This is a genomic window from Ruegeria sp. ABM4_193, assembly GCF_056158705.1.
In genome coordinates this window covers 2,889,968-2,909,143 of record NZ_JBSWTT010000001.1, presented here as the reverse complement: position 1 = coordinate 2,909,143, position 19,176 = coordinate 2,889,968, and the positions used below count along the sequence as shown (strand labels likewise).

Sequence of the window (19,176 nt, the reverse complement as noted above, 5' to 3'; positions counted from 1 at the left end):
GGGTGTGAAAATTGTGGACTATGCACTCACACAGTGCGGGACATAGCAGACGTTCAACCGTCTAATTTTCTCTCTAAATTGTACTCTGGAAGTCTGGCCAGGGCCGATTTCAACGCGTCACCCCATCCATCGGAAACACTGCGAAAGTACTGGTCGTCAGCTTCGAATCTTGACCGCGTACCGCCGTCAAGGCTGTCTTCATCGTAGAGAAGCATGTCAAGCGGAGCCCCGACAGACAGATTGGCCTTAATCGTAGAGTCAAAACTGACGAGCAAGAGTTTTACGGTTTCTGAAAAACTCATTTCCGGATCATAGGCGCGCACCAGAATCGGGCGACCATATTTTGTCTCACCAATCTGAAAGAACGGGGTGTCGTCGCCGGCTTCGATAAAATTGCCTTCAGGGTAGATCAAAAACAGGCGAGACGGGCCGCCCTTGATCTGACCGCCTAGAATGAGTGTCGCGTGAAAAGCGCTGTCAGCTTGCTGACCGGATCTGGCATGTTCCTCGATGACGTCGTTCAGTGTAGCCGCGACCAGTTGCGCAACCTGAAACATTGTCGGCGCTTCCAGTATGGACGGCGAGCGTTCTTCCGGCACTTTTGTACGCTCTTCCAGAAGGCTTATTGTGGCCTGAGTGGTCGCAAGGTTTCCGGCTGTTAGGATTGTGATCGAGCGGTCCCCCTCGACTGTCCAATTGAACATCTTGTTGAAGGTCGAAACATTGTCCACGCCTGCATTCGTGCGCGTATCGGACATGAACACCAGCCCACGATTCAGCCGCATGCCCACAGCATAGGTCATCAAATTCTCCGTTACTGCTGTGCGACCTGCAACTGCACTGTCAATTGCTCGCCCGCTGTACCAATTCTGTTCCCTATTACCGGTGCTGCTTGGGCATAGTCCAGCCCGGTTGCAACGCGGACGTAACGATCGTCAGGTGAGATCCCGTTTGACACGTCAAATCCGACCCAGCCAAGCCCATCCAAATGCACCTCTGCCCAAGCATGGGTCGCGTCTTGCAGTTCCGTTTCGTTCATCATCAAGTAACCGGACACATAGCGCGCTGGCACTCCGATCTGTCGCGCGCATGTAATGAAGATATGCGTGTGGTCCTGACACACGCCGCGCCCAGCTTTGAGGGCATCTTCTGCGCTCCAGCCCGGGTGCGAACTACCAATTTCGTACGCGACCTGAACTCGAATTTTTTCGGACAGTGCATGCATCTGCTCCAGCAGTTCGCCTTTGGGTAATGCGGCTATCAGTTCGGCAACCCCTTTTCCCGGCGTTGTCTGCTGGGTTCCCCTTTTGAACAGCCACAAGGGCGTCGACCCTTCGTGACGCCCCAAGATGCCATTGGTGTCTTCCACCTCAACAACACCTTCGGAGATCAACGAAATACTTTGGGTGTTTGTTTCGAAACTGATCAATTCCACGGTGTTGCGATGGTAGTCTTCAAACGTCAGTTCTTTGCGCCCGCCGGTGATTTCGGTGTTCCAGCTTTCAATGCTTTGATTGCGAAATGACTTTGGCGTCTTCCTCAGTTGCTGCAGCCCGAAGGGAACCGGCGCGTCGAAATCGTATCGTGTCTCGTGTCGAATGTGCAGTTTCATTGGCTACTCGTAGAACCGGTAATCAATCTCGATCTGATGGCTTAAGTTGCCGAGGTCGGTTAGAAAGTCCTGAATGTATTCGTGAAGACCGAATTCGAAGATATCCGAGATCTTCTGATCCAGGTATTTCTCGTAGAGAGCGTTTGACGCCTCGCAGGAAGGTCCGGCAAAGCCATAGTCTTTCTTCAGGTATGACAGGTTCTCTTGGATCTTTCTGCAGCAAAAGTGAAGGCTGCGAGGCATCCGCTGATCCAAGATCAAAAACTGCGCAATGTCAGACGGCCGGGTTTTTTCGCCATGGGTCATTCGATACCCCCCGCCTGCGCCGACGGACCGGAGGATGCTTTCCCATTGGATGTTGTCCAAGGACGAGCCGACCGAGAAGGCTGTGGGCAGAAGTACATAGTATTTCACGTCCAGAATGCGCCCTGTATTGTCGGCCCGCTCGACAAATGTGCCAATGCGGGTGAAGTCGAAAATGTCATTGCGCAGCATGGTTCCCAATGTGGCACCACGGACCAAAGCCGCCTGTTGCCGAATAAGCTCCAGCGTCGCTGGCAGATCCCGCTCATTCACACGCCGCTTCATGACCTCATCAATCTGCATCCAAGTCGCATTTACAGCACTCCAGACATCGTGGGTCAGCGCGGTTCGAACAAGGCGCGCGTTGTCTCGGGCCTGCTTGATAACCGACTTGATCGAGGACGGGTTGTCAGCGTCACGCAGCATCCAATCGACGGCATTCTCTTTTGAGATGTCATCGTATTTGGCGTGATACCCGTCCAGAACCCCGGCCGTTTTCAGAACAGAGCCCCATTCTTCGGCGGAGTTCTTAGTCCGGGTCAACGCCATCCTTTGACCTGTCTCCAGCAGCCTGGCCGTGTTTTCCGCGCGCTCCAAGTATCGGGACATCCAGAACAACCCACCAGCAGTTTTTCCCAGCATGGTCAGTCCTCCAGAACCCAGGTGTCTTTGGTCCCGCCGCCTTGGCTCGAGTTTACGACCAGTGAGCCTTTCTTCAACGCTACGCGGGTCAATCCTCCGGGTGTGATTTTGATCCCGTCGGGAGACACCAAAACAAACGGCCTTAGATCGACATGTCTGGGGGCCAGCCCCGAACGCGCGAAGATTGGAACCGTTGAAAGAGACAGGGTCGGCTGAGCGATATAATTCGCCGGCCGCGCCTTGAGCTTGTCCCGGAATGCGGAAATTTCTTTTTTGCTGGCGGTTGGGCCAATCAACATACCGTAACCGCCAGACCCATGCACTTCTTTCACAACAAGTTCGGACAGGTTGTCCAGAACATAGGACAGCGAGACAGGGTCACTACATCGCCAGGTTGGAACATTCTGCAGCAGAGGCTTTTCGCCTGTGTAGAACTCAACGATCTCTGGCATGTAGGAATAGATCGCCTTGTCATCGGCAATACCCGTTCCGGGAGCGTTCGCGATCGTGATGCCGCCTGCGCGATAAACGTCCAGAATGCCTGGCACGCCCAATGCGCTGTCAGGGTTGAAATTCAGTGGATCCAAGAAGTCGTCATCAACCCGGCGATAAAGCACATCGATGGGCTTGTAGCCTCTGGTGGTGCGCATACAGACGCGCCCGTCGACAACGCGAAGGTCGTGGCCTTCGACCAATTCCACGGCCATTTGATCGGCAAGAAACGCATGTTCGTAATAGGCTGAGTTATAAATGCCGGGGGTTAACACCGCGACAGTGGGTTCTCCGTCTGCGCAAGCTGGTGCACAGGCCGCAAGAGACCGTCTCAGATTGCGGGGGTAGTCAGAAACATTCCGCACATTGGTCGCGCTAAAAAGTTCGGGGAACATCTTTAGCATCGTTTCCCGGTTCTCCAGCATATAGCTGACCCCGGATGGTGTGCGGGCATTGTCTTCCAGAACGAAAAATTCGTCTGGTCCGGTTCGCACCAGATCGACACCTACAATGTGCGTATAAACCTGCCCGGGCGGTGAGACACCAAGCATCTGCGGCAGGAACGCTTCGTTTCCGGCAATCATTTCAGCCGGCACACGCCCGGCCCGGACTATTTCCTGGCGATGATAAATGTCATGTAGAAATGCGTTGATTGCCCGCACTCGCTGCTCGATGCCGCGTTCCAGCCGCTGCCATTCGCGCGCGGAAATGACGCGTGGTACGATATCAAACGGTATCAATCGTTCCTCGGCCTCGGCTTTGCCATATACGTTAAATGTAATGCCCGTCAGCCTGAAAACTTCTTCGGCTTCACGCTGTTTGGCCCTTAACCGAGATGCATCCTCAGCGTTGAACCAACGGCCTATTTCTTCATACGGATCTCTGAGTAATCCATCGCCGTTAAACATTTCATCAAAATACTCACTCATGTTTTAAGTCTCGCGATCAGCTCAGAATTTTCAAGTTATTTGAGTTTGGTTGTCCGGAGCCTTCCGGCGAAACGCGTAAAATTAAGGCTTTTTGAGTTGCATGATGGTCTTAACAACATAACGCTGTTGGTGTGATCAGCTCAGTTCACATTTATTTTCTGCGCTGGGCGGCGCCTGGTTTTTGCCGGAGTCTGAACGTCCGATTTGGGCCCACGGTAGCCCAGTCCCCGTGCAGCAAGGCGATTGGCGCAGCTGGTGGCAAAATCTTTAATTCTGAGCCCAAAAGGCTAGGTTCTGGAACCATTAATTTGGTTTCGGCCATTTCGACGACCTGATTCAAGCCCCTGAGTTTCAGGGGGTTTATAATGAGTAGTCTATTCTGGTTGACCGAGGAGCAGATGGCGCATCTTCAGCCTTACTTTCCAAAGAGCCATGGCAAGCCGAGGGTTGATGATCGGCATGCGCTCAGTGGGATTATCTTCATCAATCGCAATGGGTTGCGGTGGTCAGATGCACCTCGCGAGCATGGTCCACCAAAGACCCTGTACAATCGCTGGAAACGATGGAGCGATATGGGTGTATTCGCTCGGATCATGACCGGGCTGGCTGCTGAAGGCACGGACCACAAGACGATCATGATTGACGCAACATACCTCAAAGCGCACCGGGCGGCTTCCAGCCTGCGGTTGAAAAAGGGGGGCGTGGCAGGCTGATAGGGCGCACCAAGGGTGGCATGAATACGAAACTGCACGCCGTTACTGACAGCCTCGGACGCCCCATCCGCTTCTTCATATCCGCCGGGCAGGTGAGCGACTACACGGGCGCCAGGGCTTTGGTAAACAGTCTGCCATTGGCTGACTGGCTGCTGGGAGATCGAGGTTATGACGCAGATTGGTTCCGCGAAGCCCTTAATGACAGGGGAATAAAGTCCTGTATCCCAGGTCGAAAGTCACGCGACAAGCCTGTCCGATTCGACAAGCGCCGCTACAAACGACGCAACCGCATTGAGATCATGTTCGGACGCCTGAAGGATTGGCGGCGCGTCGCCACCCGATATGACAGATGCCCAAAGGTATTCCTCTCGGCCATCGCTCTCGCTGCAACAGTCCTGTTCTGGCTGTAAATCAATGAGTCTGGAGCCTAAGCTGTTGCTTCCAGGTTCGGATGGCTCTGCACAAACGCTTCAAAGTACTCGGCAAACGTTCCGACGATCGGTGGGAGTTGTTCGTATGGCGGGTAGTACAGCGTAAGCCACAACGATGTGATAGACCAGTTTGGCATCACCTGCTCGACTTGCCCGCTGGCCAATCCCTTGTAAGTTATGAAATCTGGTAGAACACATATGCCGTCTCCAGCGACCGCAAGAGCGTAAAGGAAGTCTCCATTGTTGGAGATTAACTTTTCGCCTGCTTGAATTGAAACGTTGCTACCTGCATGAGAGAATTCCCAGGTTTCGGAGCGGCCTTGCGCGCTGTATGACATAAGAAAGTCTGGGTTCAGATCGCGCGGATGATCAGGCCTGGGAATGCGGTCAAACAGAGACGGCGCAGCAATCATGTGTCGTGGGACTTCGCACAGTTTGCGCCAAATTGTTGATTTATCGGTAGGCGGGCCCGATACACGTACAGCTAAATCGCAGTTTTCCTCGATCACATCGAGCAGGGTATCGGTGAAGTTGATCTCGACTGAAATTTTCGGATAGACGAGACGAAACCCCGAGATCACTTGCGGCAGCAAAGTTACGCCCAGTGATACCGGCGCGGTCAGACGCAGATGGCCCTTGTCAGGTTGGTTGGCCCGTTGAAGGTTTCGTGTAACCTCCTCAAACCCCTCCAACAACGGTCGGTACTGCGCAAGGACAGTTGCTCCGGCGCTGGTTAATGAAACTTGACGTGTGGTGCGTACCAGAAGCTGTGTGCCGAGGTCTTTCTCAAGCTGCGCTATGATGCGTGTTGCTGATGCCGGAGCGATACCCAGTTCGCGCGCGGCCAAGGAAAAGCTTTTCTGGTCTGATACAGCGCGCAGGACGCGGATGGGCTTAAGCTCGATCATGTCAGCTTAATAATTCCGTTTTCGTCAATAATAAACCTACATGATTGTCTATTCACTTCAATAATAGATGCGCCATCTTTGATGCAAGTTGAACACTCGCCCAGGAGCGGAACATGATCAAAGACATCAAAGGGCTGCACCACGTCACATCGATGGCTGCAGATGCCAGCACCAACAATGCTTTCTTCACCAACACTCTGGGTCTGCGCCGGGTGAAAAAGACGGTCAATTTCGACGCACCTGAGGTTTATCACCTCTATTACGGAGATGAAGTTGGAACACCTGGCTCGGTCATGACCTACTTTCCATTCGGTCAGATGCCTCGGGGGCGTCGTGGTGCCGGAGAGGTTGGCGTAACGGAGTTTGCCATCCCTACAGGTGGTATCGCGTTCTGGAAACAGCATCTTGCATCTGGCGGTGTGACCGGGCTGACCGAAAACACCGTCTTCGGAGAAAAGCGGCTGTCCTTCGACGGTCCCGATGGCGACAGCTTTGCCTTGGTCGAAACTGACGTGCGAGGTCGGACAGCCTGGACCCAGGGCGGCGTTCCCGATGACGCCGGAATCTTGGGTTTCCGAGGCGCACGCTTTGCGTTGAAGGAAATCGACGCGACGGGTGAACTGCTGACATTCATGGGGTACCAGAAAGCTGAATCCGAAGGTGACGTTACTCGTTACGTGATCGAGGGGGGTAACGCTGCAGACACGATTGATCTGCAACAGCTGCCGTCAGGTGCTCCGACCGCTGGTCAAGGCGCTGGGTCCGTTCATCACATCGCTTTTGCCGTCGAAGACCGCGCCGCGCAGCTGCGTGTTCGGCAGGCTTTGCTGGATACAGGCTATCAGGTCACGCCGGTTATTGACCGCGACTACTTCTGGGCGATCTATTTCCGCACGCCGGGTGGTGTGCTGTTCGAAATCGCCACGAACGAGCCCGGTTTTGACCGTGACGAAGATACGGCCCATCTGGGTGAAGCGCTCAAGCTGCCCACCCGTTACGAGCCACATCGCAGCAAGATAGAAAGTCTTCTGCCCTCACTTGAACCATGATGACGGAGGTTGAGATGTCCAAAGATCTCTATCAGGCGCTGGTGCGGGCGCCGCAATCTGCCCGTCCGCTGGTTTTTGCCTTTCACGGCACCGGAGGGGACGAGCATCAGCTTTTCGAACTGGCTGGCGAGCTTGTTACCGGAGGCGGAGTGGTCTCGCCGCGCGGTGATGTCTCTGAGATGGGCGCGGCGCGGTTTTTCCGTCGCGCCGCAGAGGGGATTTATGACATGGAGGACCTTGCGCGCGCGACTGAAAAGATGATCGCGTTCATCGAAGCCCATCGCTCAGAGTATCCCGGCCACCCCGTCTATGGTTTCGGCTATTCGAACGGGGCGAATATTCTGGCGTCCGTCTTGCTAAAACGTCCGGACCTTTTCGAAGCGGTCGGGCTCTTGCATCCGATGGTGACTTGGGAACCCGAAGTAAATCCGCAGCTAAAGGGGCGGAAAGTTCTGGTAACGGCGGGTCGACGCGATCCGATCACGCCGCTGACGATGTCGGAACGCCTGATCAAATGGCTGTCCGAGAATGGCGCCGTGGTCACATCAGATATTCACGAAGGCGGGCACGAATTGCGAAACTCCGAGCTGACGGCCCTAGCGACCCACTTCAACGGGGACGTCAGCCTCGGCTGAATGATCAAGCAGCGCATTCAACGTAGACAACACAGCGGCTTCTTTGCGCGCCCAGGACATAAACTCATGGATATGCTCTTCACGCTCGCGCCCCGGGTGGCAACAAATGAAATAGTTGAACCCTGTCTCTACTACAGGACCGAATGGGCAGATCAGCCGACCGTCAGAAAGTGCCGAGTAAACCAGCAACGATCCACACAGCGCTACACCCGCGCCTGCGATCGCGGCGTCCACAATCTGACCGCCCGGTGGTCTTTCGAACCGCATGGCTTTGGATGGGTCTACCGCATTCGGGAGACCAGCGTGTTGGCTCCAAAGAACCCAGCTGGGAACCGATCCGGCCAGCATCGGCGTTGTGTCGTACAAAACCTGCGCGGCGTTAATATCGGCAGGAGACCTTATGCCAAATGTGTTCAGCACAGCCGGGCTGGCGACAACCAGCATAAGCTCACGGTGGAGCAACTGCGCATACCGGTCCGAAGGCGGCTCGCTTGCATATCGGATCTCGATATCGGCCGTGGCGTGGGTTTTGTGGTCCGAGGGGTTTTCGGACTCGATGTGGACCTGAACGTCAGGGTGGTTCTTGGTGAACTTGTGCAACCTTGGCAAAAGCCACTTGCTGATCAGCGCGTTGCTGGAATTGATGCGCAGTTTAGGCGTCTTCTTGGGGCGGACCTCATCGACCACCTGGCGGATCTGCAGGAACGCTTCGCTGATCGTTGGCTGCAAGCGCTGACCTTCGGGCGTCAGATGGATCGCGCGGGTCTTTCGTACAAACAAAGGCACTCCAAGGTCGGCTTCCAGCGCCTTGATCTGCTGGCTAACCGCACCTGGCGTTACCGAAAGCTCATATGCTGCTTCCTTGATCGATCCGCGCCGGGCCGCCGCCTCAAAGGCGCGCAAACTCAGCAAGGAAGGCAATCGGGTCAGTGGCATGGCATCTCAAATTTATAGTTTAGCCCAGCTAATGCATACCCGCAGAACTTCTGCTTTGTCGAGTTCAAACTACACCCCACATCGAAGAACAACAGAACTTGGAACAGAGTAAAATGATCAAGATTCATGAAAAAGCATCGCGGGAACGTACGCAAAACGGATGGCTGGATAATCGCCACGAAACCTCGTGCCGGCGGTTTCAGCACCGACCCCATGACGGGCTCGCAGGCTCAGAAAAACATGCTGTGAATTCAACCGAACCCGTATTGAAAGGAGGCCAGACGTGACCTGGCAACCCTACCTTATTTCGTTGGGCGCCGGTCTCGGCATCGGCGTCATCTATGGCCTTATCGCAGTCCGCAGTCCCGCCCCGCCGATCATCGCGCTATTGGGCCTTCTGGGCATGCTCGCCGGAGAAGCAGCAGTGCAATGGATTAGGGGTCATTCCGACGCCGTTTCCCAGGCGCTTCATATGAAGTCTTTTGCCGTGACGCATGCGGAAAAGACCACCGAACCACCCAAAACAGAAACCCTTTAACCCCATCCAAACTCAACAACGGAGAAGTCAAATGTCGAAACACGAAATGATCACACCTGAGAACGCGGCCCTTGTGCTGATCGATTTTCAGCCCGCGATGTTCCAGGGCGTCGAAAGCCATGATCGCCTGTCGGTGATGCACAACGTTCAGATCCTTGCCAAAGGCGCGAAACTGTTTGGTTTGCCGACCGTGATCTCAACCGTCGCGAAAGACAGCTTCTCGGGTCCGTTCATGCCTGAAGTGACCGATCTGTATCCGGATCAGGAAGTCATTGACCGGACATCGATCAACTCTTGGGTTGATGAGAATTTTCGCAAAGCAGTTGCGGCTACCGGTCGCAAAAAAATCGTTCTGGCCGGTCTGTGGACCGAAGCCTGTGTCATGTTCCCGACACTTGATCTGCTGCGCGAAGGTTATGAAGTCTATATCCCGGCTGATGCGTGCGGCGACGTAACGCCTGAAGCCCATGAGCGGGCAATGGATCGTCTGGTTCAAGCGGGTGCAGTTCCGATGAACGCGCTACAGTTCATCTTCGAGCTTCAGCAGGACTGGGCCCGCGGCGAAACCTACGATGGTGTCATGGATATCCTGAAAACGCATACGCCATACGGTATCCAGGTTCGCTTCTCGAAGTGGGCTTTGGGTGAGCACGCTTCTGAAGCTGGTATCGCCGCAGAATAATCTGCCGCGCCACGCCCGCTCGGCTCGACCCCCTCCCCATCTTGCCGAGCGGGCGATTTCCCAAACCATTCTCATCTGTGCCCGACCGGCGGGCACCGACCTGTCCCGCTTTGCCAAAGGATGCAAATCATGGCCGCCCCAGACAAGATACTCTTCAACGGCAAGATCACGACAATGGATCCCGACATGCCCGAAGCTAAAGCTGTGGCCATATCGGGGGATCAGATCACGGCTGTTGGTACAGACAAGGAGACACTCGGGCTTGCGGGCCCCGAGACCGAGACAATCGATCTGGGCGGCCAGCGTGTGATCCCCGGGCTGATCGACAGCCACACGCATATCATTCGGCAAGGCAATAACTTCGCGATGGAGCTGCGCTGGGACCACGTTCCGTCTCTTGCCGACGGTCTGCGTATGCTAAAGGCGCAGGCGGAGCGTACACCTGCGGGTCAATGGATCCGTGTCGTAGGCGGCTGGTCCGTTGACCAATTCGCCGAAAAGCGTCTGCCAACAATTGATGAGATCAATGCGGTTGCGCCGGACGTGCCTGTCTACGTGTTGCACCTGTATGATCGCGCGTGGCTGAACAAAGCCGCCCTGCGTGCAATCGGCATCGACAAGCATTTCTACGAACCCTTTGTCTCGGGCCGTCTTGAGCGGGACAATCAGGGCAACCCGACCGGGTTGGCAATGGCGCGGCCCAACGCTCAGCCGCTTTATGCGCTGTTGGACATGGCACCCAAGCTGGATTTCGAGCAGCAGGTCACCTCGACCAAGCACTATTTCAAGGCGCTGAATGGGCTTGGATTGACCTCAGCTTTGGATTGCGCGGGTGGGTTCCTGAACTATCCCGATGATTACGGTGTGATCACCGAGTTAAATAAGCGCGGCGAGCAAACGGTGCGCATCGGCTATCAGCTTTTTGCACAACGTCCGATGTTCGAACTGGACGATTTCAAACGGTGGAATGACATCGTCAAACCAGATGAAGGCAACGACTACCTGAAATGCGTGGGAGCGGGCGAGATGCTGGTCGCGTCGGCCTATGATTTCGAAGACTTCAGCTACCCACGCCCCGATCTGCCCAAGCGGATGGAAGGTGATTTGCGGCCCGTTCTTGAATTCTTGTTCGAAAACCGCTGGCCGATCCGCTTCCATTGTACTTACGAGGAAAGCGCCCACCGGTTGCTGAGCCTTATCGAAGAGGTCGGTCGTGACAAAGGGCTGGAAGAGCTGAACTGGATTTTCGATCACGGTGAGACGATTTCGGAATCCACCATGGAATGGGTCGCCCGGCTTGGCGGCGGTATCAGCTACCAAAACCGCATCGCTTTTCAGACGACAGCCTATCGCGACCGATACGGTGAAGACGCCCTGCGCGAGGTTATGCCGGTCAAGAAGATGATGGCATCTGGTGTGCCTCTTGCCGCTGGCACGGACGCCACGCGAGTATCCTCATACAATCCGTGGTTGGCCATTCACTGGGCCGTTTCTGGCAAGGGTCGCGGCGGAGACGTCATCTGGAGTGCGGCGAACCGCTTGGATCGGCACGACGCGTTGCGTCATTGGACAGCTGCAGGGGCTTGGTTCAGCCGGGAAAACGGCAAGAAGGGTCAGATCAAAGCAGGTCAATGGGCAGATATCGCCGTGCTCGACCGGGATTATTTCTCGATCGCCGAGGACGAGATCACCGAGGTCGAGGCCGACCTGACGCTGACAGGCGGCAAGATCGTGCACGCCAAGGCCCGTTTTGCGGCGCATGAACCAGCCCCATTGCCGGAGCTTCCCGATTGGTCACCCGTTCCTATTTTCGGTGCCCCCGGCGCTACGGCGCAAAACCAAGGCAGCCTTGCCGCTGAATAGCGGAAAGACCTCAGGAGATATCCCATGTTGGACGACCAAAAGCTAAAAATCACTTACAGCGAAAGCGACACAAAAGCTCGGTACGGCGCTTCGGTGTCCGGGATCGTGAGTGAGGCGGAACTGACACTATCTAAGGTCACGCCCAGCCTTGTCATCGCCGATCATACGTTTGTCCCGGATGAGCTGCGTGGCCGTGGCCTGGCGAGGGCCTTGGCTGCACAGCTTGTGGCAGACGCGCGCGACAAGGGTCTCCGCATAGTGCCTCTTTGCCCGTTTGTGCGGTCCTACGCCGAAAAAAACCGCGAGGAGTTGGCAGATGTCATCCAGTGGTAGCATCGCAAAACCTGCACCTGCGGCATCAAACTCGGCTTGGGCCCCGTTCAAACATCGGGCGTTTGCCCTTCTTTGGGTCGCGACACTCATCTCCAACGTCGGCACGTGGATGCATGATGTGGGCGCGGGTTGGTTGATGACAACGCTCAACTCATCCCCTGCTGTGGTCTCGTTGGTGCAGGCGGCAACAACCCTGCCGGTTTTTGTCTTTGCCTTGTACGCCGGAACGCTGGCGGATCGGCTTGATAAACGCAAATTGCTAATCACAGTGAACGTGGTGCTTCTGGTACTGGTGTCGGTGCTAACCGTGTTGGTTCAGCTTGAACTGGTAACACCTACGCTGCTGATCCTGTTCACGTTGGCCATCGGAACTGGCACAGCTTTCATGGCTCCTGCCTGGCAAGCGATCGTGCCAACTCTGGTGCCGCGTGATGCGTTGCAGCCAGCCATTGCGTTGAATTCAATGGGCATCAACATCAGCCGTGCCATTGGCCCTGCTTTGGCGGGCGTTCTGATTGCATCGGTCAGTCTGGCGGCCCCGTTTGCTGTCAACGCGGTCAGCTACCTTGTGATCATCGGCGCTCTGTTGCTTTGGAAGCATGAAGGCAGCGTTTCAAAGACATCTCAGCCTGTTTTCAACGCGATGATGACCGGCATGCGGCACGTCGCTCATAACGGCCCGCTCAAGGCAACGTTGATCCGATCCTTTGCCTTCTTCATCTTTGCCTCTGCCTATTGGGCACTGCTGCCACTTGTCGTAAGGACAATCGAAGGTGGCGGGGCGACGCTGTATGGATTTTTGCTGACTTTGATCGGTGCTGGGGCTGTTGTGGGCGCTTTAACCCTCCCGCAGTTCCGCGCGAGGCTCGATGCAAGCACAACAGCAGCAGGCGGCACCATCGGCACTGCCGTTGCCATGGCAATTCTCGCAACGGCGACAACCCCTCCACTGGCCTATATCGCCGCACTGTTGGGTGGGTTTAGCTGGATTGCCGTTCTCACCACGTTCAATGTGTCGGCCCAGACCGCGCTGCCCAATTGGATCAGGGCCCGAGGATTGTCTGTGAACCTGATGGTTTTCTTCGGATCCATGGCGTTTGGATCAGCGATCTGGGGTCAGGTGGCAACGGCAACATCTGTTTCGATCACCTTGCTGATCGCAGCAGGCGGCCTGATCGTCGGCTTGATCCTGACGCGCAAGTTCCAGCTTGGTCAGGGCGAAGATCTGGACCTGACGCCCTCTATGCATTGGCCGGCGCCACAAGTCGCCTTGGAAAAAGACGGCTTGGGATCCCGCGGTCCTGTCATGGTCGAAGTCGAGTATCGCATTCGACCCGAGGATGAAGCTGCGTTCCTGTCCGCACTTCAGGAATGGTCCGGCGAGCGCTGGCGCGACGGAGCCTATGACTGGCGCGTTTTCCAAAGTGCAGAAGAGCCTGAGCTATGGGTCGAAGCCTTCATGGTTTCATCTTGGGAAGAACATCTGGCTCAGCACGAGCGTGTATCACACCAGGATCAGGATCTTCAACGGACCGTCGCAGCCTTTGATACCCGTGAAAGCGGACCCGTCGTTCGCCATCTGATCGCACCATGAAAAGAGTGTTTGAGATGCTATCGACATTGGTCACCCATAGGCCCGTTCTTTCCGCCACAGTCTTTGCGGTTCTGTTCTGGGTTCATGCGCCTGATCAGGTATCTGCTGGTGGTTCGGAGTTTGAAGGCCGTATCGAAGCAGTCGAGCGGTCGGACGTCTATAGCCGGGCGGAGGGCATTGTCGAAGAAGTGCTGGTTGAGCAAGGCGACTATGTCGAAGCGGGCACGCCATTGCTGCAGCTTCGAAACGATCTGGAGAAACTGGCGGTCGATGCCGCGAGTGCAGAGTTGGCCAAAGCCGAGGCTCTGTTGCTTCAAGCCCGGGATAGGCTGGAACGCGCGGCCCAACTCTCAACGCGGGGAGCGGCGACAGAAGTTGCTTTGTTGGACGCTGAAACCAATCTGGCTTTGGCTGAGGCGGAAAGGGCCTTGGCGGAAACCGAGTTGGAGATCGCACAAACGAACTACAACGACACGCTCATACGTGCACCGATCTCAGGACATGTTGAAGACCCGCGTGTTGGACCGGGTTCACTGGTTGAGTTCAGTTCGGGCGACCCGCCCCTGTTTCAACTCGTAAATCTGGATCGCCTGCGCGTTGTATTCGAAGTTCCCTACTCCCAATGGGTTTCAAGGTTGAACACGAGCAACACGCGCTCAGGGGAGCTATCAAATTCCGGCTGGTTCCGTATTGAAACGGAGACCGGTCAAGTTTTGGCGGATGCAATTATGCTCACCGGATCTGCGGTCTGGTTCGACGAAAACAGCGAAAAGATACGTGTCTGGGCTGATCTGTCAAACCCCGACCAAACGTTGAGACCGGGAATGAAAGTTCGTGTCACGCCCATGGTCGACCCAGTCACCGGCGCCGAGCAAGACCACTCCATGGTCAGGCCATGACGAAACCCACTTCACACGACCCCATCAGCATCAGGCATCAAAAGGACTGTTCCAAATGATCAAATTCGAATTGAACGGCCGACCCGTAGAGGTTGATAACCCCCCTGACGAAATGTTGCTGCTGGTCCTTCGGGACACACTCAAACTGAAGGGCACGAAATACGGATGCGGTGCTGCCATGTGTGGGGCCTGCACGGTGCATGTGGATGGTGTTGCGAGCTTCGCGTGTCAGATGTCGGTTAGCGACGTGGAGGATGCGCAAGTCACGACGATCGAAGGATTGTCCGAAGACGGCTCGCATCCTGTTCAGAGGGCCTGGATCGAAGAGCAGGTTGCACAATGCGGCTATTGCCAGTCGGGCCAAATCATGCGCGCAGCGGCACTTCTGGCGGACAATCCATCCCCGACGCGACAGGAAATCGTCGATGAGATGAGCGCGAACCTTTGTCGCTGCGGAACGTACAACCGCATTTTCAAAGCCATCGAACGCGCAGCCAAGGAGGTTTGAGATGACTATGACCATGAACCGCCGAGGTTTTCTAAAAGGCGCCGCTGGCCTGACGTTCTTCATTGGAGCGGGCGGGCTGTCATCGGTCCGCTCTGAGGCCGCAGTTGGAACGCTGGATGTCAATCATTGGTTGACGATCCGGGCCGACGGAAGCATCCGGATCGTCTTCCCCTCGACCGAAATGGGGCAAAGCAGCTATTCCACGCTGCCACAAATCCTTGCTGAGGAACTTGATGTAGCATGGGACGACGTTGAGATCGAACAGTTGAACGCTGATGATCGGCGCTTTGGAAATCAGCTTTTTGGCGGTGTTTTGTACACGGCTGGCAGCACTGGAACGCAGTTCTACTTTGACCCTATGCGTAAGGCAGGCGCGCAGGCCCGCGACGTTCTATTGCAAATCGCAGCGCGCGAATGGGGTGTGGACAAAGCCAGCCTTAGGACCGAATCAAGTGTTGTTTTGGGCCCGGATGGCCAGCAGGCAGGGTATGGTGAACTTGCGGCGCTCGGTTCAAGGGATGTGACGGTACCAGACGCTGAAACCGTGCCGCTGAAAGACCCATCCGCGTTTCGGATTATCGGGCAAGATCTACCGCGTCGCGACGTTCCGGCCAAAAGCACAGGTCAGGCCGAATATGCGATCGATGTGGATGTGCCCAATATGGCCTATGCAGCTGTTCTGCGCGCACCGGTCGAGGACGAGGTGCCACTTTCCATCAACGACGCTGCCGCACGCGAAGTACCGGGCGTCATAGGCATCGTTACCGTGCCAGACGGTGTCGCCGTAGTTGCGGAAAGCCTGTGGTCTGCCTTAGGGGCACGGGGCTTGCTTGAGGTCGAATGGTCCACCACCTCACCCTTCCGAACCTCAAACAGCGAAGAGACGCTGGCCGAATACGCCGCAGCTGTCAGCGCTCCTGAAGCGTCGGGTGCAACCTGGGCCGAGAAAGGCGATGCCCCTACAGCCATTGGCAACGCTGACCGTCAGTATTCGCAGCTTTATTTGTCGGATTATGCCTACCACGCTCAGATTGAGCCGATGGCAGCTGTCGCGGCTGTCGATGCGGACGGGCAAGGTGCTGAGGTTTGGGCGGGAACGCAAACGCAGTCGTGGACCGCGCGCACTGTGTCCGAGGTGCTGGGTATCCCTGTCGAAAACGTTCGACTGAACATGATGACAATGGGCGGAGGATTTGGTCGACGTACAGCCCTGATGCAGAACTATGTGCGCGATGCAGTGCTGTGCTCGAAAGCTATTGGACGCCCTGTCAAAGTGATCTGGCCGCGTGAAGACGACTTAAAGCAGGGAACCTTCCGTCCCGCTGCAGCGCAAAAGCTTGAGGCAGGTCTGACTGCGGACGGAAAACTCGACGGGTGGTATCACAAGGTCGCTACACCAACGGTGATCGGGTTTTTCAATCCCGTGCGTTGGGACGCGGTTAACCCGAACGATGTGATCTCGATGCGCGGTGCAGAGAGCAAATTCTATGGGATTAAGGATTTCCGCGCCGACCACCTGATCATGGAAAGGCACGCGCGCCTTGCCCCTTATCGCGGTATTGGTGCGTCCTATACCGCCTTTGCGGCAGAGTGTTTTATGGATGAACTGGCGGAACAGGCCGGGCGGGATCCGTTGGAGTTCAGGCTGGATCTAGTTTCAGAAAACCCGCGCGGGCGGCACCTGCTTGAGAAGGTGGCCGAAATGTCCGATTGGTACAATCGGGGTGATCGAAACTTAGGTCTTTCCTTCGCTGGCTACAGTTCATCCATGGCGGCAGGTGTGGCGGAAGTTGAAGTCGACGCGGACAGCGGAGAGATACAGATCACCAACTTCTGGGCCGCGATAGATGCGGGACTGATTGTCACGCCGGACAACGCGCTCAATCAGATCGAAGGTGGCATCGTATTTGGTATCTCGATGGCTCTTTCCGAAAAGATCGACATCGAAAATGGCGAGGTGGTGCAGAGCAACTTCTGGGACTACGAGATCACACGCGCGTCGCAGATGCCTGAGATAGAGATCTACGTCGCAAAGGTCGATGCGCCGCCTGTTGGTGTCGGCGAGGTTGGCACTCCGATGGTGCCTGCGGCCATTGCCAACGCGTTCTACGCCGCACAAGGCAAGCGTCTGCGCCACATGCCATTTACACCGGATCGCGTCACCGCCACGCTGGAAACGTAGGGGCCTAGGGATGCTGCCGGTCATTTCCTGTGACCGGCGGCGCATTTGGCAAGACCCGACTACAAACAAAGGACCCACTGCATGAGTTGGAACCCCACGCATAACCCTGAGTGCCCAAATGCCTCGGCAGACAGTGTTGAAACTCTGATCATTCCGCGCGCCCGTGATCTAGGTGGCTTTGAAGTCAGGCGCGCGTTGCCTGCGCCTGAACGCCAGATGGTCGGGCCATTCATCTTTTTCGATCAGATGGGTCCAGCAGAGTTCATCACGGAAGGCGGCATAGACGTTCGCCCACATCCGCATATTGGTCTTGGAACCGTAACCTATTTGTATGATGGCGAATTTGAACACCGCGACAGCCTCGGCACCCATCAGATGATCTATCCGGGCGAAGTGAATTGGATGGTTGCAGGCAAGGGCGTCACGCATTCCGAACGCACCAGCGCGGAAACGCGGGCGAAGCGCAACAGGTTGTTTGGTATTCAAACCTGGATCGCGTTGCCAAAAGACCGCGAGGAGATGGCACCGGACTTTGAACATCACAAAAATGCGGCTCTTCCAGAGCTTCAAGATACAGGCATCCAAGCAAAGCTCATACTCGGATCTGCCTATGGAAAAACCAGCCCCGTTACGATGCAGTCCGAGACGTTTTACGTCGATGTCATTCTTTCTCCGGGCGCGCATTTTCCATTGCCTGACGATCAGGAGGATCGTGGAATCTATGTCACTGAAGGGTCGGTTGAGGTTGCTGGAGACGTCTTCGAAGCCGGGCAAATGATGGTCTTTCGACCCGGTGACAAAATCAGCGTTCGGGCTGGTGAAAAGGGTGCGCGTCTCATGGCGCTGGGCGGTGCAACCCTGAGCGAGGAGCGTTATATCTGGTGGAACTTCGTTTCATCGTCCCGAGACAGGATTGAAGACGCCAAAGAGTCTTGGAAGGCGGCGGATTGGGCCAATGGTCCTTTTAAACTGCCGCCGGGTGACGACGCCGAGCATATCCCGATTACGCCAGAACTTGAGCAAACCTTGCCCAATAGAGAAACCGAGCCTTCGGCCTGACTGTCAGACCGGGTTTGTAGGATTTCCAAAGTGCGCAAAACCCGGTCTAGAGGCCCAAAATTTTTCGTGCCTGGTCAGCTGTCGCAACCGGGCGATTGAAGTGGTCACAGATCTCTGCAGTGCGCGTTACAAGCGCTGCATTTGATGGTGCCAGCGTATTGCGATCCAGGCGTACGTTGTCTTCGAGGCCGGTTCGTGCATGGCCGCCAGACGAAATTGCCCAGTGGTTCAGAACCTCCTGCTGGGCGCCAATGCCAGCAGCGCACCACGGTGCACCCGGAAACAGTCGGTCAACTGTCTTCACGTAGAAGTCGAATACGTCCCGATCCGCAGGCATTGCGTTTTTCACACCCATGACAAATTGCACATAAGGCGTGTCCTTGATTTGCCCTTTCTTGTGCATCTCGGCCGCCTTCAGGATGTGGCTCAGGTCGAAGGCTTCGATCTCTGGTTTGACGTCATAAGTCACCATCTCTGCCGCGAGCCATTCGACCAGATCAGGTGGATTTTCGTAAACGCGCGTGGGGAAGTTGTTCGATCCTACCGATAACGAGGCCATATCCGGCCGCAAGGGCAACATGCCGCCGCGCGTCTTGCCTGCCCCCGACCGCCCTCCTGTCGAAAACTGGATGATCATGCCGGGGCAGTGTTTCTCGAGCCCCTCTTTCAACCTTGCGAACTTTTCTGGGTCGCTTGAAGGCGTTTCATCATCATTACGCACATGTGCGTGACAGATGGCGGCACCCGCCTCAAAAGCGGCCTGTGTGCTTTCGATTTGCTCTTCGACTGTTATGGGCACTGCCGGGTTGTTGGCTTTGGTCGGCAAGGACCCGGTTATTGCAACACAGATGATGCAAGGTTCGGACAT

The 19,176-nt window shown here is 55.8% G+C and carries 19 protein-coding genes; 12 read left to right on the top strand and 7 right to left on the bottom strand.

Translation table 11 applies throughout. From position 1 onward, the window contains the following. Positions 1 to 53: 53 nt before the first annotated feature. Genes ACXADZ_RS14565 through ACXADZ_RS14550 form a run of 4 tightly spaced genes read right to left on the bottom strand, consistent with a single transcriptional unit; the run spans position 54 to position 3,978 of the window. The gene (locus ACXADZ_RS14565) at positions 54 to 803 is read right to left on the bottom strand and encodes a proteasome-type protease (RefSeq protein WP_475197405.1); all 750 of its coding nucleotides are present in this window, start codon (positions 801 to 803) and stop codon (positions 54 to 56) included. Between the two features lie 11 nt (positions 804 to 814). Next, positions 815 to 1,612, bottom strand: coding sequence for a transglutaminase family protein (locus tag ACXADZ_RS14560; protein WP_171091863.1), 798 nt, complete (start codon positions 1,610 to 1,612; stop codon positions 815 to 817). Positions 1,613 to 1,615: 3 nt separating this feature from the next. Further along, the gene (locus ACXADZ_RS14555) at positions 1,616 to 2,557 is read right to left on the bottom strand and encodes an alpha-E domain-containing protein (protein WP_475197403.1); all 942 of its coding nucleotides are present in this window, start codon (positions 2,555 to 2,557) and stop codon (positions 1,616 to 1,618) included. A gap of 2 nt (positions 2,558 to 2,559) precedes the next feature. Beyond that, positions 2,560 to 3,978, bottom strand: a complete 1,419-nt coding sequence (locus ACXADZ_RS14550; RefSeq protein ID WP_171091859.1) for a circularly permuted type 2 ATP-grasp protein — start codon at positions 3,976 to 3,978, stop codon at positions 2,560 to 2,562. A gap of 365 nt (positions 3,979 to 4,343) precedes the next feature. Here ACXADZ_RS14550 and ACXADZ_RS14545 point away from each other — a divergent pair. Next, positions 4,344 to 5,101 (top strand): IS5 family transposase gene (locus tag ACXADZ_RS14545; protein WP_475197400.1). Its coding sequence is split into 2 segments (ribosomal slippage): positions 4,344 to 4,665 and positions 4,665 to 5,101, totalling 759 coding nucleotides; the frame shifts between segments, so codons are not numbered across the junction. A gap of 17 nt (positions 5,102 to 5,118) precedes the next feature. Here ACXADZ_RS14545 and ACXADZ_RS14540 read toward each other — a convergent pair. Further along, the gene (locus ACXADZ_RS14540; protein ID WP_475197399.1) at positions 5,119 to 6,030 is read right to left on the bottom strand and encodes a LysR family transcriptional regulator; all 912 of its coding nucleotides are present in this window, start codon (positions 6,028 to 6,030) and stop codon (positions 5,119 to 5,121) included. A gap of 113 nt (positions 6,031 to 6,143) precedes the next feature. Here ACXADZ_RS14540 and ACXADZ_RS14535 point away from each other — a divergent pair, with 113 nt between their 5' ends. Next, a complete protein-coding gene (locus ACXADZ_RS14535) occupies positions 6,144 to 7,079 on the top strand; it encodes a VOC family protein (protein WP_475197397.1) in 936 nt (311 codons plus the stop codon). 14 nt (positions 7,080 to 7,093) lie between these two features. Beyond that, positions 7,094 to 7,714, top strand: coding sequence for an alpha/beta hydrolase (locus ACXADZ_RS14530; protein ID WP_475197395.1), 621 nt, complete (start codon positions 7,094 to 7,096; stop codon positions 7,712 to 7,714). On the opposite strand, the gene ACXADZ_RS14525 is transcribed toward ACXADZ_RS14530, so the two are convergent. Beyond that, positions 7,676 to 8,650: a LysR family transcriptional regulator gene (locus ACXADZ_RS14525; RefSeq protein WP_475197392.1), complete on the bottom strand. Its 975-nt coding sequence runs from the start codon at positions 8,648 to 8,650 to the stop codon at positions 7,676 to 7,678. The genes ACXADZ_RS14530 and ACXADZ_RS14525 overlap by 39 nt on opposite strands. 283 nt (positions 8,651 to 8,933) lie before the next feature. On the opposite strand from ACXADZ_RS14525, the gene ACXADZ_RS14520 reads away from it, so the two are divergent. The 9 genes from ACXADZ_RS14520 (at position 8,934) to ACXADZ_RS14480 (ending at position 18,308) form a co-directional block, all read left to right on the top strand. Further along, entirely contained in the window at positions 8,934 to 9,188 is a 255-nt protein-coding gene (locus ACXADZ_RS14520) for a DUF1427 family protein (protein ID WP_475197389.1), read from the top strand. A 31-nt stretch (positions 9,189 to 9,219) separates the two neighbouring features. Further along, positions 9,220 to 9,870, top strand: a complete 651-nt coding sequence (locus ACXADZ_RS14515; RefSeq protein WP_475197387.1) for a hydrolase — start codon at positions 9,220 to 9,222, stop codon at positions 9,868 to 9,870. 129 nt (positions 9,871 to 9,999) lie between these two features. Next, positions 10,000 to 11,733, top strand: a complete 1,734-nt coding sequence (locus ACXADZ_RS14510) for an amidohydrolase (protein WP_475197386.1) — start codon at positions 10,000 to 10,002, stop codon at positions 11,731 to 11,733. 24 nt (positions 11,734 to 11,757) lie between these two features. After that, positions 11,758 to 12,066: a GNAT family N-acetyltransferase gene (locus ACXADZ_RS14505; RefSeq protein ID WP_171091841.1), complete on the top strand. Its 309-nt coding sequence runs from the start codon at positions 11,758 to 11,760 to the stop codon at positions 12,064 to 12,066. Continuing rightward, on the top strand, positions 12,050 to 13,660 hold the full coding sequence (locus ACXADZ_RS14500; RefSeq protein WP_475197382.1) for an MFS transporter: 1,611 nt from the start codon (positions 12,050 to 12,052) through the stop codon (positions 13,658 to 13,660). The genes ACXADZ_RS14505 and ACXADZ_RS14500 overlap by 17 nt, the downstream gene beginning before the upstream one ends. Before the next feature lie 14 nt (positions 13,661 to 13,674). Next, positions 13,675 to 14,559 carry an efflux RND transporter periplasmic adaptor subunit gene (locus ACXADZ_RS14495; protein ID WP_475197380.1) on the top strand — a complete coding sequence of 295 codons (885 nt, stop codon included), beginning with the start codon at positions 13,675 to 13,677 and terminating at the stop codon, positions 14,557 to 14,559. 55 nt (positions 14,560 to 14,614) lie between these two features. Continuing rightward, positions 14,615 to 15,067, top strand: coding sequence for a (2Fe-2S)-binding protein (locus ACXADZ_RS14490; RefSeq protein ID WP_039531882.1), 453 nt, complete (start codon positions 14,615 to 14,617; stop codon positions 15,065 to 15,067). A gap of 1 nt (position 15,068) precedes the next feature. Then, positions 15,069 to 17,249 (top strand): xanthine dehydrogenase family protein molybdopterin-binding subunit, encoded by a 2,181-nt coding sequence (locus ACXADZ_RS14485; RefSeq protein WP_475197378.1) that lies wholly within the window; start codon positions 15,069 to 15,071, stop codon positions 17,247 to 17,249. A gap of 81 nt (positions 17,250 to 17,330) precedes the next feature. After that, positions 17,331 to 18,308, top strand: coding sequence for a pirin family protein (locus tag ACXADZ_RS14480; protein ID WP_475197376.1), 978 nt, complete (start codon positions 17,331 to 17,333; stop codon positions 18,306 to 18,308). A 46-nt stretch (positions 18,309 to 18,354) separates the two neighbouring features. On the opposite strand, the gene ACXADZ_RS14475 is transcribed toward ACXADZ_RS14480, so the two are convergent. After that, a complete protein-coding gene (locus ACXADZ_RS14475; RefSeq protein WP_475197374.1) occupies positions 18,355 to 19,176 on the bottom strand; it encodes a 3-oxoadipate:acetyl-CoA acetyltransferase in 822 nt (273 codons plus the stop codon).